At 34.6% G+C, this 20,112-nt stretch carries 19 protein-coding genes; 13 read left to right on the top strand and 6 right to left on the bottom strand.

Features of this window, described 5'->3' with window-relative positions:
- Position 1: 1 nt before the first annotated feature.
- The 3 genes from Q1V95_RS03920 to Q1V95_RS03910 all read left to right on the top strand — a co-directional run bounded on the left by Q1V95_RS03920 (position 2) and on the right by Q1V95_RS03910 (position 1,844).
- A complete protein-coding gene (locus tag Q1V95_RS03920) occupies positions 2-742 on the top strand; it encodes a LytTR family DNA-binding domain-containing protein (protein ID WP_300670499.1) in 741 nt (246 codons plus the stop codon).
- Positions 743-779: 37 nt separating this feature from the next.
- Entirely contained in the window at positions 780-1,193 is a 414-nt protein-coding gene (locus Q1V95_RS03915) for a hypothetical protein (RefSeq protein WP_300670497.1), read from the top strand.
- A gap of 204 nt (positions 1,194-1,397) precedes the next feature.
- Positions 1,398-1,844: a VOC family protein gene (locus Q1V95_RS03910; RefSeq protein ID WP_300670495.1), complete on the top strand. Its 447-nt coding sequence runs from the start codon at positions 1,398-1,400 to the stop codon at positions 1,842-1,844.
- A 21-nt stretch (positions 1,845-1,865) separates the two neighbouring features.
- Here the strand turns inward: Q1V95_RS03910 and Q1V95_RS03905 are convergent, their stop codons facing one another.
- On the bottom strand, positions 1,866-2,549 hold the full coding sequence (locus Q1V95_RS03905) for an amino acid racemase (protein WP_300670493.1): 684 nt from the start codon (positions 2,547-2,549) through the stop codon (positions 1,866-1,868).
- A gap of 88 nt (positions 2,550-2,637) precedes the next feature.
- On the opposite strand from Q1V95_RS03905, the gene Q1V95_RS03900 reads away from it, so the two are divergent.
- The 6 genes from Q1V95_RS03900 (at position 2,638) to Q1V95_RS03880 (ending at position 7,801) form a co-directional block, all read left to right on the top strand.
- The gene (locus Q1V95_RS03900; protein WP_300670491.1) at positions 2,638-3,021 is read left to right on the top strand and encodes a helix-turn-helix domain-containing protein; all 384 of its coding nucleotides are present in this window, start codon (positions 2,638-2,640) and stop codon (positions 3,019-3,021) included.
- 36 nt (positions 3,022-3,057) lie between these two features.
- Positions 3,058-3,597, top strand: a complete 540-nt coding sequence (locus Q1V95_RS03895; RefSeq protein ID WP_300670489.1) for a hypothetical protein — start codon at positions 3,058-3,060, stop codon at positions 3,595-3,597.
- 227 nt (positions 3,598-3,824) lie between these two features.
- The gene (locus tag Q1V95_RS03890) at positions 3,825-5,777 is read left to right on the top strand and encodes a TonB-dependent receptor (protein ID WP_300670487.1); all 1,953 of its coding nucleotides are present in this window, start codon (positions 3,825-3,827) and stop codon (positions 5,775-5,777) included.
- An 88-nt stretch (positions 5,778-5,865) separates the two neighbouring features.
- The gene (locus Q1V95_RS16280; RefSeq protein WP_366143267.1) at positions 5,866-6,315 is read left to right on the top strand and encodes a CPBP family intramembrane glutamic endopeptidase; all 450 of its coding nucleotides are present in this window, start codon (positions 5,866-5,868) and stop codon (positions 6,313-6,315) included.
- Positions 6,316-6,504: 189 nt separating this feature from the next.
- Positions 6,505-7,125 carry a hypothetical protein gene (locus Q1V95_RS03885; RefSeq protein ID WP_300670485.1) on the top strand — a complete coding sequence of 207 codons (621 nt, stop codon included), beginning with the start codon at positions 6,505-6,507 and terminating at the stop codon, positions 7,123-7,125.
- Between the two features lie 4 nt (positions 7,126-7,129).
- Positions 7,130-7,801, top strand: coding sequence for a hypothetical protein (locus tag Q1V95_RS03880; protein ID WP_300670483.1), 672 nt, complete (start codon positions 7,130-7,132; stop codon positions 7,799-7,801).
- A 57-nt stretch (positions 7,802-7,858) separates the two neighbouring features.
- On the opposite strand, the gene Q1V95_RS03875 is transcribed toward Q1V95_RS03880, so the two are convergent.
- Genes Q1V95_RS03875 through Q1V95_RS03865 form a run of 3 tightly spaced genes read right to left on the bottom strand, consistent with a single transcriptional unit; the run spans position 7,859 to position 12,107 of the window.
- Positions 7,859-9,931 (bottom strand): thioredoxin family protein, encoded by a 2,073-nt coding sequence (locus Q1V95_RS03875; RefSeq protein WP_300670481.1) that lies wholly within the window; start codon positions 9,929-9,931, stop codon positions 7,859-7,861.
- Between the two features lie 32 nt (positions 9,932-9,963).
- Complete coding sequence (locus Q1V95_RS03870) at positions 9,964-11,619, bottom strand: DUF6029 family protein (protein WP_300670479.1); 1,656 nt, start codon at positions 11,617-11,619, stop codon at positions 9,964-9,966.
- An 11-nt stretch (positions 11,620-11,630) separates the two neighbouring features.
- Positions 11,631-12,107 carry a TlpA disulfide reductase family protein gene (locus Q1V95_RS03865; RefSeq protein ID WP_300670477.1) on the bottom strand — a complete coding sequence of 159 codons (477 nt, stop codon included), beginning with the start codon at positions 12,105-12,107 and terminating at the stop codon, positions 11,631-11,633.
- Positions 12,108-12,303: 196 nt separating this feature from the next.
- Between Q1V95_RS03865 and Q1V95_RS03860 the strand changes: the two genes are divergently transcribed.
- The 4 genes from Q1V95_RS03860 to Q1V95_RS03845 all read left to right on the top strand — a co-directional run bounded on the left by Q1V95_RS03860 (position 12,304) and on the right by Q1V95_RS03845 (position 17,668).
- Positions 12,304-13,371: an Omp28-related outer membrane protein gene (locus Q1V95_RS03860; protein ID WP_300670475.1), complete on the top strand. Its 1,068-nt coding sequence runs from the start codon at positions 12,304-12,306 to the stop codon at positions 13,369-13,371.
- A 47-nt stretch (positions 13,372-13,418) separates the two neighbouring features.
- Complete coding sequence (locus Q1V95_RS03855; protein ID WP_300670473.1) at positions 13,419-14,153, top strand: T9SS type A sorting domain-containing protein; 735 nt, start codon at positions 13,419-13,421, stop codon at positions 14,151-14,153.
- Between the two features lie 41 nt (positions 14,154-14,194).
- Positions 14,195-16,069: an Omp28-related outer membrane protein gene (locus Q1V95_RS03850; RefSeq protein ID WP_300670471.1), complete on the top strand. Its 1,875-nt coding sequence runs from the start codon at positions 14,195-14,197 to the stop codon at positions 16,067-16,069.
- Positions 16,070-16,225: 156 nt separating this feature from the next.
- Positions 16,226-17,668, top strand: a complete 1,443-nt coding sequence (locus Q1V95_RS03845; RefSeq protein ID WP_300670469.1) for an Omp28-related outer membrane protein — start codon at positions 16,226-16,228, stop codon at positions 17,666-17,668.
- A 119-nt stretch (positions 17,669-17,787) separates the two neighbouring features.
- On the opposite strand, the gene Q1V95_RS03840 is transcribed toward Q1V95_RS03845, so the two are convergent.
- Positions 17,788-18,327 carry a hypothetical protein gene (locus tag Q1V95_RS03840; RefSeq protein WP_300670467.1) on the bottom strand — a complete coding sequence of 180 codons (540 nt, stop codon included), beginning with the start codon at positions 18,325-18,327 and terminating at the stop codon, positions 17,788-17,790.
- Between the two features lie 92 nt (positions 18,328-18,419).
- A complete protein-coding gene (gene pafA, locus Q1V95_RS03835; protein WP_300670465.1) occupies positions 18,420-20,057 on the bottom strand; it encodes an alkaline phosphatase PafA in 1,638 nt (545 codons plus the stop codon).
- Positions 20,058-20,112: the final 55 nt, after the last annotated feature.

Raw genomic sequence — 20,112 nt, 5'->3', positions numbered from 1 at the left:
TATGATTAAATGTATAGTTGTGGACGATGAAGCCCACGCAATAGAGCTTCTAACGTCGTATATAGAGCAAATTCCCTTTCTACAATTGGTGGGAAGTGCCAGCAATCCGATGGAAGCTTTGGAATTAATCAATACAAAAGAGGTCGATTTGGTATTTTTGGATATACAAATGCCCCAAATGTCTGGAATCGAGTTTTTGCCCATCGTGAAAGACAGGACAAAAGTAATTCTGACAACGGCGTTTCGGGAATATGCTTTGGAGGGTTTTGAGCATAATGTGGTGGATTATCTTTTAAAACCAATATTCTTCCCAAGATTTTTAACGGCGGTACAACGAGTGCAGAATACTTTATCAGAAGTAAAAGCAGAAACAGAAGATTTTATTTTGGTAAAAACCGAATTGAAAGGAAAACTATTAAAAATTAAAATAAAAGACATCCTTTTCATCGAATCCAAAGGAAAATACGTGAGTATCCACACAACAGACGGACAACAAACGATGACTTTACTCAACATCGGAACGCTGGAAGAAAAGCTTCCGAAAGAGCAATTTACGAGAGTTCACAAATCTTTTATTGTTGCGGTTTCGTACATCATTATGATACAAGGAAATAGTATTCATTTAGAATTTACAAAATCTGCAATTCCCATCGGGCAAAGCTATCGCGAGGTTTTCATGAATCAAATGACCGACAAAATCATTACAAATAAAACGAAAGATCAACCAGACGAAAAGTCTTAAATCAATTTAAAATAAATTTTAACAAATATTAAATACAATGAAACAAAAAACATTCATTGCAGCCCTTGCTATGTCTTTATTTTTAGCAACTGCCAACAAAGCAAACGCACAAGCATATCTTGGAAAATCCTACACGCCTACCGAAAAAGTGGACATGTACCTTAACAGCGAAGACGTGAAAAAACCGTACGAGGTAATGGGAACATCCAGTGTTAATCAGGGTTTCAAGTCTTTGGAAAAAACTCAGAAAAAAGTCATCGAACTCGGAAAAACCAAAGGAGCAGACGGCGTTATCATGAAGTTGACCGAAGAAGTGACGGGAACGCAACAAAGCGATTTTGGAAATGTAAATGCAGGCAAGAAAAACAATTCTACCTTTTCGGGAAGTTCGTCTACCACGAATATTAAGGTAAAAAAGATTGAAGCGACTTACATCAAATACAAAGATTAATTTCTGTTACAAACAGCCTACTTTTAGTCAAATATTTAAAAGTAGGCTGTTTTATTTTTTATTGTTTTTGAATTAAATATGCTTGAACAATATTTTATAAAAACTATTAACTTTAATGATAGTAATTGCTAACATCTATTGATTTTAAAATAAGAAAATGAATTTTCGTTCTTAAATTTGTCTTGAATTTAAAAAGAAAAAGCAATGATAACGGGACTTTACGAAACACATATACAAGTACGAGATTTAGAAAAATCATTAAAATTCTATACCGAAGTTTTAGGTTTAAAATTTGCACACCGCGACGAAACTCGCCCCATTATTTTCCTTTGGATTGGCGAAAACAAAGATTATATGTTGGGACTTTGGCAGACGGATGAAGAAATTGTTCCACGCCATTTTGCATTCAGCAGTACAAAAGAATATATCCTAAATGATGCTGTCAACTTTCTGAATCAAAACCAATTGGAGCCTTACAATTTCTTGAAAAATGGAACGACCGAACCAATGGTTTTTGCATGGATGCCTGCTTTAGCCATCTATTTCAAAGACCCTGATGGAAACAATCTGGAATTTATTTCACTGCTTGATGGCGACGCAAAACCAGAATTGGGCGTTTTGTCGTATCAGGATTGGTTGGAGTTGAAGTAAAGGGGAATTCCGTAGGAAAATCTATCCCAACGCAATTTCCACCAAAGCTTCGCAATGCAAATAGGTTGTATCGAAACTCGGAATGTCCAAATCCTCAGGTTTTATAAGCATCGGCAGCTCGGTACAACCTAAAATAACGCCTTGAACATCTTGGTGTTTTGCAATTATCTTAAGGATTTCCGTTTTGGTTTCATCTTTAAAAATGCCCTTGCAAAACTCATTGTAAATAGCATTATGAACATAAAGTCTATCGACTTCGTTCGGAATTTCGGCTTCGATTTGATATTTTGAAAGCTCGTCGGTAAAAAAGTCTTTCTCCATCGTGAATTTCGTTCCTAAAAGCAAAACCTTATTCAACTTTGCTTTCTCTACCGCTTTTGCAGCAACTTCCGCAATATGCACAAACGGAATATTCAGGTTTTTTACCACATCTTGCGAAACGTGATGCATTGTATTACAGCTAATTGCCACACAACTTGCGCCATAATGTTCTAATTTCTGTGCAATCTCCGAAAGGTCAGCACCAATTTGTTGCCAATTATCGTCGTGTTGCAAACTGGTAAAGTGGTCGTAATCTACGCTATCCATGATGATTCGCGCCGAATGAAGTCCACCCAATTTTTCGCTGACAAGTTTATTGATAATCGAATAATACACCGCTGAACTTTCCCAAGACATTCCGCCAATTAAACCAATTTGTTTCATCGCAAATTTTTAAGCTTGTAATTAAAGTGTAAAAATAGAAATAATGCTATACTTTTGTAAGTAAAAATCCGCTAACAATTTTGTAGGTATGGCAAGAAAAGACAATTCCAGCAACCAAATTAATCAATCACAAATCCAAACTTCATGCGACTTAGCGTATTCCGTTAGTTTGTTCGAAAAACGTTGGGCACTCATCATTTTATGCCGTCTCGAGAACGGAAAAATGCGTTTCAACGAAATTTATAAATCTATTGATGGCATCAGCGACCGCATGCTTTCTCTTCGTTTAAAAGAATTGGAAGAAATGCAACTTATCACCCGAAACCACATCAATTCGGCTTCTCCGCACGTTGAATATCAACTGACGGATTTGGGAATTCAATTGTCTTCAATTTTCAAGGAATTACGGAAGTTTGGGAAGAAGCACAGGAGTTTTGTGGAGGGAGAAACTTTGGTAAATTCATCAAAATAAATTAGATAGCAAATTCAGAAATGAATAAATTTAAAAATGCAAAATCCAATCAAGGTAGAAGCTTATAATTTTAAGCCTATAATCAAGTATAGTATCATTGCGGCTTTAGTTTCCTGTTGTTTAATTTTCGTTATTCCTAATTTTGTAAGATTTTTAAGCGAATTATTTGCGGGCATCATCATTGTCGGAATTCCTTATGGTTTTTTTGTTCAAAAAATTAAAAAAAATGAAGAAACATTAGAAGTTTCATTTGATGAAATAAGCATTAATAATAAAAACCTAAATCCTCACGATATTGGTTCTTATCGAATTATGAATGCGTTACGTTTGTATTTTATCCTACGAATCAACTTGAAAAATGGGGAACAAATTGTGTATTATCTTCCCGAAACCGCTAAAGAAAATATCAGAACATTTTTTAACAAAAACGACATTAAAGAAAGCCATTTAAATATTGACTTTTTCATTAAAAACTATCTTTTTATTTACGTTCTTGCATACGTCGTAGTTATCGGTTTTAGCTATTATTTTGGGCAACAATTGTATTACTTTCTTAAGTTTAATTTGTTTATTTAAGGACATATTTAAAAATTTTAGAAAGACTCTCTTAAATACGAGCTTTGCTAAATTTTAATCTTTTCGTAATCCTATTTCGTACTTCACATTTGTGATTAAAACCAAATCATGCTTTCAATATTTGGGATAAGTTTCACTTCTAAAAAAGCCATTTTAAGAAATTTTTAAGCCCAAAAAAATAAAATCGGTTTTTCATTTGCTGTAGTTTTGTACTATATATTTTCTAAATGAAAAAAATAATAGCTTCCGCAGCTGTACTTTGTTCTGTGATTGTACTGGCACAGCAAAAAGCCGACACGTTGAGAAAAGACAACGAAATTCAAGAAGTAACGATTGTTGCTTCCTCCAGAACACAACAAAAAATTGAGAATTCTCCGCAGAAAGTCGAAGTCCTTGGCAAGGAAGAAATGAGTGAGGAAAGTGGTATAAAACCTGCTGGAATCGGAAGTATCCTCGGTGATATCAGTGGCGTACAAATACAACAAAGTTCACCGATTTCGGGGAATTCCAATATTAGAATTCAAGGTTTGGATGGGCGCTATACGCAGATTCTTCGTGACGGAATGCCATTGTTTGATGGATTTAGTGGTGGTTTAGGTGTTTTAAATATTCCGCCTTTGGATCTGCAACAAGTCGAATTGATAAAAGGCTCAGCATCGACGTTGTACGGTGGTGGTGCAATTGGCGGTTTGGTGAATGTCATTTCGCGCAAACCAACTTCTAAGCAAGAACTAACTGCATTGGCCAACTACTCCACTTTGGACGAAAAAAACCTAAATATGTTTGCCTCCAAAAAGTACAAATGGTTTGGCTACACTTTCTTCGGTGGTTACACGCATCAAAATGCTCAAGATGTAAATAAAGATGGTTTCTCGGACGTTCCACAGATTCGTTCTTTGGTTGTACATCCAAAATTATTCTTTTATCCTTCTCAAAATTCAACGATTAGTTTGGGTTGGAGCGAAAGCTTCGACAAAAATCTGGGTGGTGACATGCAAGTTATCAAACATGGCGAAACGGCTGACCATCAATATTTCGAGAAAAACAGATTGCAAAGAAATACTTACGAATTGGTTTACGAGCAAAAGCTTAATGACAATTCGAAGCTTGAATTTAAAAACAGTTTGAGTGATTTCGAAAGAAAATTCACAAGCAACGACAATTATCTCAATGCAAACCAAAGCAATTATTTTTCGGAACTTACCTATGTAAAACCTATGAATAATATGATTTGGGTTTTGGGAACCGATTTCCAAGGAAGTAGGTTTAATCCGCAATCTTTTCAGAACTTTAATATTCCAAGATTCGAGAACAACAGCTTTGGACTCTTTTTACAAAATACTTTAAAATTCAATAAAGCAACAATAGAAACGGGAATTAGAAACGATTTCACCAATCATTATGGAAGTTTCTTCTTGCCAAGTATTGCGATGATTTATCACTTTGACGATCATTGGGCAGCGCGTGGCGGTGTTGGTTTAGGTTACAAAGTTCCGAATGCATTGGCTCCTCAAATGATCGATTATCATTTGGAAAATTTGATGCCAATAAATATGCAAACGACGAAAGCCGAAAAATCTGTTGGTTATAATCTCGAATTTAATTACAAAAAGAAATTTGACAACGGAAACTCGATTTTCATCAATCAAGCTTTCTTCCTGACGGATATTAATCATCCTGTGATAGCGACTGTGGACGCTAACCAAAATGTATATTTTGCAAACCAAGACAAACCTGTGGTTTCAAAAGGTTTTGATACTTATATAAAAGGAAAAGTTGACGATTGGGAGCTTTATTTGGGTTATACCTTTACAATTGCGAAATACAAATTCCAAAATGGAAACCAATTTATTCCTTTAACACCTAAAAACCGTGCAGCAATGACGGTTGTCAAGGATTTTGAAGGTGGTTGGAAATTTGGTGTAGAAGCATCATACAATGGCAGTCAGTACAGAATGGATTACAGCAAAACGCCAGATTATCTTTTTGCAGCAGCAATGATTTCTAAAGATTTGGGCGAGCATTTTACTGTAGTTCTTAACTGCGAAAACCTTTTCGATTACAGACAAAGTCGTAAAGAAGCTTTGTATACAGGAAGCATTTTGAATCCTACATTCAATCCACTTTGGGGACCAATCGATGGACGCGTTTTCAATCTTTCGGTGAAGTGGAAGTTGTAGTATATTTGATTAAAATTTGAAAACTAAAATAGAAATCTTGACCTACTTCGAACGATGGAAAAAGCTTCCTCCACTCCTCTATTTGATAGTGGCTTTAATTCTAATTTTCGGTGTTGAATTTTTACTCAATTTTGTATTTGAACAATTTAATATTTCCGAAAATGAAATAGGATTTTCAAAGTTAAAAAACAGAGGCTTAGGAGAATCTATTTTTCTTGTGGCAATTCTCGCACCTATTTTAGAAAGCTTAATTTTTCAATATTTCGTAATTAATGTGATTCAGTTTTTAGCAAAAAAAATAAAATTTAATGATTCGAAAAAGATCAATTTAATTTGCATTCTTACTTCAACAATTCTATTTGCAAGCGCCCATTTTGGATATAGTTTTTGGTACTTTCTAGCGACATTACCTGCGGGATTAATCCTTGCTATAACTTATCTTAATTTTCAGAAAAGAACGCCAAATGGATTTTGGATGATTGTTGTATTGCACTCCATCCATAATATTATCAGCTTAATGTTGAATGCTTTTTTTTAACATAAAAGCCTGATATCCAATTTTCTATTATTCAAGTTTCCGCTCGAAATTTTCGTCATTTAATATTTATGAAAGAAAAATAAAAACGTCCAACTGATTAAAATTATTAACGCAAAACATTTAATTCCAAAAAAATAACAAACTTGAATTCATTTTTTGTATTTTGAATTAAAATTCAGACTATAACTTATGATGAAAAATTCAAGAATTTATTTGCTCACTTCATTGCTTATTCTTAGCGCTTGTAAGGATAAAAAATCGAATGAGATTCAGCTAGATAAAGCTAAATCCACTGAAGTTAATTCGACTTCAACTCCAACAAAAACAAATCCAGAACAAAGGATTTCGGATATTAAAAATTGGTACGCTGAAGCCCAAAATAGCATGAAATCTTCCAGTAAAGATTGTAAAAAAGCGGAAAAAAAATGGGTTTACAAACTTGACAACGAGCTCAGCATGGATTTTGTTAACAAGGCTACTGAGTGCAATCTTCCAAACGAAATAAAGATCTTGACTGGACAATTTAACGGTTACGAATGGGACGAACAATACAGTTATTATTTTAAAAATGGTAAATTATTTTTTGTTTATTATGAGGTTAATTCGGAAGCTTGTAGTGATGAATATCGAATTTATTATGATGAAAATAAACAAGTTATCCAAATCTTAACAAAAACAAATAACTGTTCTGGAGACTATGTTTCGGACAGCAACACAAAACTTACAGATCCTAAAAGACTGTCAGAAATTCTTGAATATGTCAACAAAGGACTTATCGAAACCAATAATATTCTGAATCAAAAAAAATAAAACAATGGGCCAAGGCAGAGAAAATTACTTACGACAAATTAACCGACGAGAACTATATTTTACAATTTTTTTGATATCCATACCTGTTATTTCTGCTATAGTTATGTATTGGACCACACACCAAGATACGGTCAAAATTGGTATCGAACATTTGGGTGAGAGTAGATTCAAGGAAAGGGAGGATGATAGCCTCAAATTAAGTTTAAAGATTTTTGCTATTAACTCGGGAATTGCTTTGGTTGCGTGGTTTTTTATGCGATTCTATTTTAATACACATCGAAGAAGAATTAACGACATGTCAGAAACGTCCTTCCAAAAACTTGATGACGCCAATGCAAAATTGGGAGATCTAAATATTAATAAATATATGCCGCCAATCATTATTGATGGTGATATTTTGATCGTCCAAAAGCTATTTGGGGCGCAAAGAATTTCATTTTATGATATGAAAGAAATTGGTATCTACAAAGGTCGTGGGCGATATGGCAATACGATGGATTATGTGTACATCAAAACCATTAGCAAACGCTATTATTTTGTCGTAGCGAGTTCCAGAGAATCTATTGACGACCTGATTAATAAAGCGCGGGAATATGGAGATCACATTAACATTGATACAGATTTCACTTGGGCGCTTGGTCATTATATTACTTATTTAAGATCTTCATCTAACTAAAAAAAATCCGCGACCTAAATCGCGGATTTCACTTAAACTTAAACTTTATATCAAGAATTAATTCTTTTTATGATAATTGATTCCACATTCTAAGAATTTTTTGAAATCATCTTTTGGCATATAACCTGATACTGGCGTATTAAGCACTTTTTGATCTGGCGTTACCAACACATAATGTGGCTGTGAGTTGTTGTTGAAATTCACTTGCTGGAACATCGACCACTTGTCACCAATTGTTTTGATCTTCTTCATTTGGCCACCACCCATATCGATTTTCATTTGTTCAGCTTCTGGCAATTCTTCTTTGTCATCAACATATACTGATGCAATAATAACATCATTTTGCAACAATGGCAGAATATCGTCTTGACTCCAAACAAACTCTTCCATCTTACGGCAGTTTTCGCAACCATAACCTGTGAAGTCAATCATGACTGGTTTGTTTTCTTTCTTCGCAATTTCCAAAGCCTCGAAATAGTTATGATAAAGTTTTAAACCTAAAACACCATCTTCTTCTTTGTGGAAATAACTAACATTCATTGGAGGAAGAATACCACTTAGCAATTGTAATTTTGGTTTATCAGCTGGGATTAAACCATAGATTAAATAACCTAAAAATCCTAAACCAACAACACCTAAAAGCTTTCTTCCCATTGAGATTTTTGGCTCTTTATCGTCATGAGGAAATCTGATTTTTCCAAATAAATAAAGCACCAATCCTATTGTGATAATGATCCAAAGTACAATGAACAATTCTCTCTTTAGCATAAATGTTTTTGAAACCAAATCCGCTTTTGAAAGGAATTTTAGAGCTAAAGCAACTTCTATAAAACCAAGTACAACTTTAACGGTGTTCATCCAACCTCCCGATTTTGGAAGACTTTGTAATGCTTGCGGGAATAATGCTAACAATCCGAACACCAATGCCCAAGCGATACCAAAACCAGCTAAAGCAAATGTCAATAAAGTCGGTACATTAGATGATCCCGAAACTACGCCTCCTAGTAAACTTCCCAAAATTGGTCCTGTACATGAGAATGATACAATTACCAAAGTTAGCGCCATGAAGAAAATCCCGATAATACCACCTGCATCTTCTGCTTTTGACGATTTGTTTGCAACCCAGCTTGGTAAGGTAATTTCGTAATATCCAAAGAAGCTGAATGCAAAGAAAATAAAGATCACAAAGAAGAATAAGTTAAGCCAAATGTTGGTTGAAATTTGGTTAAAAATATTCCCTGAAATGCCATCAATAATATGGAAAGGTACACTCAACAATACAAAAATCACTAGAATAAAGAAACCATAGATAAAGGCATCTCTTTTTCCTTTTGCTTTATTTTTGCTACCTTTTGTAAAGAACGAAACCGTCAAAGGAATCATTGGGAACACACATGGTGTTAACAAGGCGATTAAACCTCCCAAAAATCCTAAAACAAGGATTAACCAATTGTTGTCTCCTCCTGTACTTTCCTGAACTGTACCACAATTAGTTAACGGATTTCTGAAATCCAAAGAATTGATTTTTAATTCTTTCTCGTGGTTATTTGTTACCTCCGAAACGACAGCAACTTCACCATTGTTTTCTGGTACTGCAACCGAGGTTGTATCAATTTGTGCAGTTGTTGTAGCATCAGGTTTCACTTCCTCTGGCGCAGCAACAGCTGTTGCACTTTTTACTGCTTTTTCGAATTCTAAAGTCGTTGGTGCAAGACAAAGTCTATCGTTACAAACTTGATAAGTTATTTCCGCAGCAACTTTAAAGTCTTTATCAGGATTCTTTGCTTTAAATTTTTGTTTAAATAAAACCTGATTCGAATAATAAATAATCTGCGCTCCAAAAGCTTCCGAATATTCATCATGCTTTTTCCCAACTTCGATGACCTTGCCAGTTGTGGTAATACCTTCTTTGGAAGTTAATTTGAACTCTGTTGGAAAACCTGAATCTGGCGGCAAATCTTGTGAATAGATGTGCCATTTGTCCTCCATTTTGGCAGTCAACACTGCTTCATACTCTCCTTTTCCTAAGTCTTTAACATCAAATTGAAACTTTACAGGATTCTGAACTTGTGCTAAGACTAAAACTGAAAAAATAAAGGAAAAAAATAATAAAACTCTCTTTAAATTCATTTTTAGCTAAATATTTATTTAAAAAAATTGATCTAGAATGTGGTATTGATGTTAAGCGTAAAACCAGTATTCTCTGGTACCATACGGCAAACACCTCCTACGCAAAGAAGTCCTCCTCTCTGTCTTCCATAAGAAGCTTGGACTCTGGTAGAGTTTTTTCTGAAAACAGCGCCAAACGTATAATAGTGCATCTGCTTTTCCTTATCATCATTACCATAATTATACATGTCACTTGCAAATATAGACCAATTCTTTTTAAAATTGAACTCCGACAAGGCAGCAGCCCAGTTCTTATAAGAAGATTCTGCCCACTGATGTTGTAATTCTAGCTTTAAAGAATTTTTATTGATTTTGAAAATATTGTCCCAAACGGCTGTGGTAGCGTATACGTGCCCTTCCGTTTCTTGGATTCTACTTGTGTTGTAATCTTGATAGATATAGACTAAAGCTGTATTCCAACTTTCCGATAACCTCTTACGGATATCAACATTAAAGTCAGAATAATATCTTTCTCCCAAAGCAAAAGTCTTTGTATCAACGGTATTGTAATCTTCGTAAACTCTGTATTTACCTTTTAGTCCATACCAGTTTGCGAAGTTAAGCGCCACATCTGTACCATACTTTCCTCCAAGTGCTGTACCTTTTTTAAATTGATAATAAAGGTCAAACTGTGATCCAATTTCCCCAGCTTTTCTTTGTGGGAAAAATGTCAGTTGTGGCTGTGCTTGGTAGACATAGATATTTGCTAAACTATAGTCATACTGCTTTGTTAAAGCTGGCGTATAGTTAAGCAAAGCTTGGTTATACTGGTTACCAATTTGCTCTCTATCAGAATAAATATTGAAGTTTTCTAATCTTCTAAGTGTACCACTAAATCCTAAACCTTTTTTAGTAAAACCTAAAACCAAGTTCATTGCATTTCCAGAATAGATATTAACTGGATCTACTGCGGTAGCCATTTTAATGGCGTCTTTGGTTTTGTAAAGATATTCGGCGTTTAGATAGAAATCTTTGTATTCGTTATTCCAGCGTACACCATAGATGTTAACATCAGCAGGTGCATTAACATAATGAGGATCTTTTGCCTCGTGTTTATTAACAAAACTAAATCCAATATTCGAATCAAATTTGTCAGAGCCTAAAGCTTTTGCCAACTGAAATTCTGTATCAACACCAGCAACAGCTGTATTCGACAAGTCGAATCCCATCCCTAATCGTTGTTTACCATATAAAGCTTTTACGGTTGCTAAGTTATCAGCAAGAGAAAGCTTAACACGACCACCGACTAAAGAATTGGCGATTCCTAACTGTCTGTCTTCCCATGTTCTTAATGCCAATCCCGACCCAAACTGCTCGTAAAAATGCCCCAAAGTAACATCAACACCTTTATCATTATTATAATTAACATAATAAGTACCAAGGTTAACATCTTTGAAAGTCGGCGAGTAGTTAAGAAGCGCTTTTGGCGCATAAGATTCTACTTGTGCACCAACGGTAAACTGCTTGTATTTGTAGGTCATTGTCAAATAAGAATTTGATCTGAACCTATCTGATGCTTCGTTTTCTGCTAATTTGATTTTTGCATCATCAACATAATATTGGTTGTTAGATTCTAAACTTGCGTTAAACTGAGCATGCAGTAATGTTGCACCGAATACAAAAAATATAGGGAGTAGTTTTTTATTCATATTTTATTGACTTATTGGATTTGCTTTAATTTCTCAAATAATTCATCTTCATCACCTGGCGCATATCCAACATGCGAATAAACCAATTTGTTTTTATAATACACTAAAGTTGTAGGTACATTGTTAACATTAAGTTGTCTTTTAATAGATTGTGATGGATCTAGTAAAACTTGGTCAAAATTCCAGTTTTTACCATTAACAACTGTTTTAACTTTAGTAACCGTTCTAGGATCGTCGGTTGAAACAGCAATAAAATCAAAATCTCTTTCTTTCTTCCAGTTGTCAAGTTTTTCGTTAACAGCATTCAGCTCTTCCATACAAGGCAAACACCAAGTTGCCCAAAAACTCATTACCAGAGGCTTTTCATTATTAAGTGTTTTGAGAGCGATATTTTCACCTTTGATGTTTTTAGCAGCAATACTTTCAATAGATTGTGCACTAATAGAAGCACTAAAAATAATTGCCAAACCAACTACGATCTTTTTCATGTTACTTTTTATATTAATTATTCCTGATTTTTCAAAACACTAAACTATTAATAAAATTTCACAACTTCCAAATATTTGTTAAATTAATTTTCAAAATATCCATTTAATTTTAGGATAAGTGAAAAAAATAAATATTCTTTAGGTCAATTTAAAAAAAATTGTAATTTTACATAAATGTTATGAATCTATTAATGAAATGAAAAATCTATTCTATTTACTATTGTTAGTTACGTTATCGTTAAACTCTTGTACTGGATCAGAAAGCGATGAAGGTCAAGATGTGGTAACTTATGTTAAAGTATTTTCTTCTGGCAGTAATATTATCTTAGGTCAAACTGCTAAACTTGTAGCGACTGACAACCTTAATAATGATGTCACTAGCGAAAGTACTTTTTATATCAATGGACAATTGAATGCTGGGGGTGCACTTTTTAATCCAGAACACTTAGGTGATTACACAATTACAGCAAAGTATAAGGATTTCAATACCAAACCAATCAAAGTTGCTGTTATTAAACCTACTGGCGTTAACTTCGTTCATAGAATTTTGTATGAAGACATTACAGGTACTTGGTGCGGTAACTGTCCAATTGCAAGTGTTAGATATGAAAATCTTGTTGCGCAAAATGATAAAGTAGTATTCCTTGGTGTACATGGTCCTACTGTAAAAACGGACCCTTTCACTAGTCAAGCTGCTATGAATCTTGTTAGCTTGTTAAAGATTGGTGAATATCCAACAATCCTTTTAAACAACACTAAAAAATGGACAGCTAATGACAATAACTACCAAGATATGTCTTTTGCAATCCCATTAATTAAACCTTTTAGCAAAATTGGTATTGCTATCACAACAAAACTGGAAAACAATGTTTTTTCTGGGGAATATAAAGTTGCATTTGCAGAAAACTATTCAAATCTTAAAACTACTGTATACATTGTAGAAAACAAAATAGTATATCCGCAGCACAACTACTTTGATGGTTCTGGAGGTCGACCTGTCTTATTTGGAGGAAAAGCAATTGTTAATGACTATGTTCACCACAATGTTCTAAGAGATGCATTAACACCAGTTGCAGGAACACCAATTGCATCAAGTGATAGCCAAGACGGATCAGTATACACACAATCTTTCTCTTATACAATCCCGGCTGACTTTGCAAAAGAAAATGTAAAAGTTATGATTGTTATTTCTGATGCAAATAATGATGTGTTAAATGTTAGAGAAGCTGACATCAACACGATTAATGCTTTGGAAACTTTGTAAAATATAGAACGTAAATTATTTAAAATAAAATTAAAAGTAAAATTGTTATGAAAAAGTTTTTCTTAATTTCTTCAATGTTAACATGTGCGTTTGCTTACTCGCAAATGCAAGTTCAAAAACTTGACGGAACACCAATCCACGATGGCGATGTTTTCACTTATGGTGTTTTTGATGATCCAGAATTAGGAACAGAAAATAGTTCTCTAAAATTCACTGTAGCAAATACCTCTTCCTCCCCTATTAAAGTATCTGTACTTTGCGAAAAACTAAATAATACAGATGGAATGGATTTTGAATTTTGCTTTGGTGGAAATTGTATGCCGTTTGTAATTGAAGGACAAGACTATCCTATGAGTGGACAAGGCTATCCAATCGCTGCGCATGGTAATTCCGGTACTTCGGATCATTTTAAGAATATGACAGGCTATGATGACCCAATGAGCATGGTTTTCAAATTCTATCAAATGGATGACCTTGGAAATCCAATAGGTACTCCAGTACACGTGACTTACAAATATGATAAAAACCTAGCCGTAAGTGACGTTAATACAACAAAAGATGTTGTTCTAAAAAATACTATTGTGACAAATACTTTAGAACTCGTTTCCAAAAATAAAACAAGCTTTCAGCTTTATGATATGAACTCGAAGCTAGTAATGAATTCTGAATTAAAAGCCGGAGATAACACAATTAATGTTAGCAATTTAGCAGCAGGAGTTTATATTCTAAATGCAAAAAATGCAAATGGAAAAATGCAATCGCAAAAAATTATTAAAAAATAATAATTAACACAACACTCACAACACACCAAATCACAACATTTATGAAAAACATCTACAGCATTGCAGCAGCATTTTTGCTGGCTGCATCGATGAGTGGTCAAGTACACTACTCAGAAAATTTTGAAACTTTAGATTTTAGCACGTGGAAAAACTCGGATCTTGATGGAGATGGTCAAAAGTTTTTCGTAGCTAACGCTAGTGGTATTTATCCCAACGCAAACTTGGGCCTAAAAACACTAGGTTCGTACTCTTATGCTAATAATACACCGTTAAGTCCTGACAATCTGGTAACAAGTACACCAATCACTTTACCATCTGGAATGGCAAATCTTGTTCTTAAATACCAAGTGGGCTCGCAAAATGGTGATTATGGAGCAGAGCATTATGCAATTTATCTGTCACCAACAAACGTTCCCGCAGAAGTTATTGCAACAACACCAGTAAAAGAAGAAACTCTACCAATGGCTGGTGGGATGAAAGAAGTAGCCATAGATGTATCAAGTTATGCAGGCAAGACTGTTTATCTTTCATTTAGACACTTTAACTGCGTAGACATGTATTTTGTGTTGTTTGATAATATATCGATCGAAACGCTTCAAAATAATAATGCAAAACTCGTATCATCAAATATTGCAAAATACATTGCTGTTAATTCTCAAAATGACCTTAAATTCACAATTAAAAACCAAGGTGCAAATCCAATAACTTCGGTTGAACTAAATTGGAATGATGGTACAGATCATATAGCAACGGTTCCGGTTAATATTGCTGTTGGAGCAACAGCTACTGTAACACACCCAACTAAAGTAAGCTACTCTGACATTACAACAAAAAATATCAACTTAACAATTACTAAAGTTAATGCTGGAGCTGATGCGGATCCTAGTGATAATACAGGAACAACTTCGACTTCGGTAGCATCGCAATTAGTTGCTAAAAAGATTGTTTTAGAAGAAGGTACTGGTACTTGGTGCGGATGGTGTCCAAGAGGTATGGTTGGTCTAGAAAAAGTTAACAACGAATTGCCTAACGATCAAGTTAGTATTGCGGTACATAATCAAGATCCGATGGTTCTTGCGGCATACAACTCAGGAGCAGCATTTAACGGTTTCCCTGGTATGAACGTTGACAGAGAACTAAAAGGTGTTGATCCAGGGCCAAATGGTATCAATAATTATGTAACATCTAGAAAAAATCTTCCTACCCCTGTTAAGGTATCAGGTGATTATAGTATTGCAGGAAATCAACTGACAGCAAATGTTAGTAGTAAATTCTTCATTAACAAACCAAATACAGCATTTAAATTACTTGTGGTCATTACTGAAGATGGTGTTAAAGGTACAGCTGCTAACTATGGACAATCTAACTACTATGCAGGTGGTGGTAATGGTCCAATGGGTGGTTTTGAAAACTTACCGTCAACGGTTCCAGCTGCACAGATGGTATACGATCACGTAGGTAGAGCTCTACTAGGTGGATATACTGGTCAAGCTGGCTCAGTTCCTGCCGCAATCACTGATGGACAAACAGTTAATTATACATTCAACTATACAATTCCAGCAGCGTACAAAGCAGAAAACCTACATGCTATCGCAATGTTAATTGATTCCGACGGAACTATCTTGAATGCTGAAAAACTCACAGGTTCTTTAGCTGTTAGCGATATTTCTAAAATTGGTGCTAATACGTTAATCTTCCCTAACCCTGCAAAAACAGAATTCAACATCAAAACTGTTGATGATGGTAAGTACAATGTAAGCATCTTTGATATGTCAGGAAGAGAGGTTAAAAACCTAGGAACAGTGAATACGTCTTCTAAAAATATTAATGTACCAATTAACTTAGCACCAGGTAAGTATATGGTAAATATTTCTAGAGATGGTGTTTCATTCTCTAAAGAATTATTAGTAAAATAAAACATTAAAAATTAAAGATGATGTCGACTATTATGATATCATAACAATAATAACAACCGTTGATATATTACTTTTTTGGAAATGAAGGAATAATATATCACGGTGTTATTTTTTTTAATTAAACAACATTTTGTAACGTAAAAAATTAAAGTTATTATGAAAAAATTCTATCTATTAGCTGCAGCTTTATATTTCTGCGGTTTTTCTAATGCTAGTACAATCAAAACTGGCGACAATCCAATTTCTATTAAAGCCTCAAAAAATGCTTTTGCCACAAATGACGTACAGGTTGTCAGTGCAAAACTTGATAAATTTCTTGTTGCAGGTGCGCAAACCTATATTAAAGCAGTTGTAAAAAATGTTGGCACTAACTCGATTTCATCCATTGAAATCAATTGGAATGATGGTACAGGTGATCATAAAGAAAGAATAGTCGCTTACATCAGTCCTGGCCAACAAAAAGAAGTTACACACCCAATACCAACTTCCTATACTGATGTTTCCACTAAAACTATAACAGTATCTGTAACTAAAGTAAATGATGCTGATGATGCAGACCCCTCTAATAACAGCGCCAATGTTATGACAAGTGTTGTATCACAGTTTATTCCTAAGAAAGTTGTTTTTGAGGAAGGTACTGGTACATGGTGCGGTTGGTGCCCACGAGGAATGGTTGCTCTTAAACAAGTTAATGAAGATTTTCCAGATGATCAAATTAGTATTGGTGTACACAACAGCGACCCAATGGTAGTTGCGGCGTATAATAGTGGTGCTGCCTTTTCTGGCTTCCCAGGTATGAATGTTGATAGAGAACTAAAAGGTGTAGACGTTAGCCCTTCTTCTATCGGAAACTATGTCACTAATAGAAAACAAATGGCATCTCCAGTTAATTTGTCAGGAGACTTTAGTATAGTTGGCGACCAATTAACAGCAAATGCTAGCGCAAAGTTTTTCATAAACAATCCTACGACAAATTATAAAATGAGTGTTGTTGTCATTGAGGATGGCGTTGTGGGAACAGCAGCAGGTTACAAACAAGCTAACTATTACGCAAACAATGCGCAAGGTGAAATGGGAGGTTTTGAAAGCCTACCAAATCCAGTACCAGCAGACAAGATGGTCTATGACCATGTTGGAAGAGCTCTACTTGGTGGTTATAGTGGACAAGCAGGATCTGTCCCAACGGCAATAAGTGTTGGTACTTCTGCAAACTATACTTTTAATTACACAGTCCCTGCAGAATACAAATCAAACAATATTTCGCTGGCGTTACTTCTAATTGATGGGGCGGATGGAACAATTATATCAGCGGCAAAACTAAATAAAACACTTGCTGTAAACGATGTTTCAAAAATTGGAGCCAACACAACTATCTTCCCTAACCCTGCACATTCAGAATTCAATATCAAGCTAACTGACGATGCTACTTACAAAATCACTATTTTTGATATGAATGGTAGAGAAGTGAAAAACTATGGTGAAGTGAAATCTAATTCTAAGAATATCAAACTTCAGATTAATAATTTAACTCCTGGAAAATATTTAGTAAACATTGCTAAAGATGGTGTTTCGTTTACGAAGAATCTATTAGTTAAATAATTATAAATTTTTCAACATAAATTAAAAGGATGCCTAGGCATCCTTTTTTGTTATCTATTATGATATAAAAAAACCGAAGATTAAATCTTCGGTTTCATTTATTTTATTAGTAGATGAGACTACTTAGCTTTTACGCTTTCTAATGTTTTATTATAGGCGTCTTTTACATCATTACCTGCTTTTTTAGCTGCATCTTTTGTATCCTGTGTTGCCGTTTTAACATCAGACTTCAGATCTTGAGCAGCAGATTTAGCATCTGCTTTAACATCTTGCGCAGCTGTTTTTAGGTCAGATTTAGCATCTTGTGCAGCAGCGTTTGTTTTGTCCGCAGCATTGCTAACACCATCTTTAACATCTTGAGCAGCAGAACCTACTGCAGCTTTAGCTTTATCCCAAGCTGTTTGAGCATCAGCTAATGTTTTTCTAGCATTTTCTTCTGCAGCTTTATCACCTTTTTTAACAGCAGCATCTAAATCAGCTTGTGCTTGGTCAACTTTAGCTTTTGCATCAGCTTCGCTAATAACGCCAGTTGTTTCTTCAGTATGCACAACTGCAACTGTATCTTTTCCATCAGTCGTAATTACAGTGCTGTTTTCTTTTTTACAAGATACAACTACTGTCAATAATACAGCAGACGCTGCGAATAAAATCTTTTTCATAGGTTTAAAATTTGATATTGTTTTTTTATGTTTAATTGTTATTTAACTGCAACTCATTAGAAAATATTATACCAAACACAAAAATTTTAAAACTATTTTCCTAAAACTTCAACGATAGGTTGTCCAACGTTTCCACTTGGGTTTTCAATCTTTAAAAATTGAGCTAAAGTTGGTGCAATATCGGTCATATAATAAGGTTTGTTGCTTTCGCCATTTTTAACTTTCCAACCCATAAAAATTAATGGAATATGTGCATCGTAAGAATTCCAAACCGAATGTGTTGTACCTTTTTTAGCATAGTAAGCTAGGTTAGAATCTTTAGTAACAATTTGGATATCACCACTTCTCTTCCAGTTGTAACCATTGATTGCTCTGCTTTTAATAGGTTCTGGTACAGGCACCTCTCCTACTTCGGTCATATCAAAAGCATACAAAACTGTTGGATTTGATTTTAAATTTTTAATAATGTATTTTTTAACATCTTCCGAATCTAAATTCTTTTCCGAAATTAATTTATCATTAGTATAAACTTGATAGTTATCGATTGCTAATATTAAATTTGCAACTCCAAATTTCTTCTCCAAATCAGCATTAAGCGATTTTTCTAAACCTTCGCCAAAGAAACCCGTTGGTATTTTGTTTTCTTCTAAAAATCCTACAGAATGTGCACCGCCGTGATCCGCTGACAAGAATACCAAATAATTATCCTTCCCAACTTTTTTGTCCAGCATTTTGAAAAAAGTACCCAAATCTTTGTCCAATCTCAAATAGGTATCTTCAACTTCGATAGAGTTAGGTCCAAAAGCATGTCCTACATAATCGGTAGACGCCACATTAATTGCTAAGAAATCTGTAATATCGTCCGCACCCAATTGATAACCATCGACTGTTGCTTCAGCAAATTTTAAAGTATATGAGTTTCCAAAAGGTGTTGTTCTGAGAATTCCTTTCTTTTTATCGTAATCTGCCGCCAAATTGTTATAAGGAAAAACAGGTTTTGTAGCAGAACCAAGTAGACTTTCCCAAGGTGCGTCATCGCGAGAACTTTCAGTATATTGATTGATTGGCAATAAGGTATTCCATCCTTTAGAAACCAATTCTTTTGCATAATTTTTTGAATTAAAATCTTTAACCCAATTTGGCAAATCTTGCATGTAATAAGTACTTGTGACAAAATTACCTGTCGTCTCATCAAACCAAAAAGCACCAGTTGGATTATGACCTGCTGGTAGAATCGAAGCTCTATCTTTTAATGAAACTCCAACGACTTTTGCCTGAAAATTAGTAGCAAGCCCCAGTTGGTCTGTTATCGTCGTGCTCCACAAATTTTTTGGCGAATGTGCACCAATCTTATTATCAGTTGTCCCAACGCCTTTGTAGGCATCATCTGTCGTACAATAGACATTTTTTCCAGTTTCTTTGTCCGTCCAATCATTTCCTGCAATTCCGTGGATCGATGGTACCGAGCCTGTATAGATACTTGTATGGCCAATCGCTGTAACAGTCGGCAAATACGGAATCATAACATTGTTAAAAGAATAGCCTTCCTTCAACATTCTTTTGAAACCATCTTCCCCAAATTTATTATAAAAACGGTACAGATAATCCCAACGCATTTGGTCTATTGCAAGTCCTACAACCAGTTTTGGACGTTCAACTTTAGTTTGTGCCGAAGCCTGAAAAACTCCTAAAAATGTTATTGCAGCTGCAATCCCTATACGTTTTATCATGTTTTTTATTTTTAAGTACTACAAAGCTAAGCTAGATTTTCAAAACACGAAAATT

The sequence above is a fragment of the Soonwooa sp. genome, assembly GCF_030151385.1.
Classification (GTDB): Bacteria; Bacteroidota; Bacteroidia; order Flavobacteriales; family Weeksellaceae; genus Soonwooa.
This window is presented reverse-complemented; position numbering and strand designations above follow the sequence as displayed.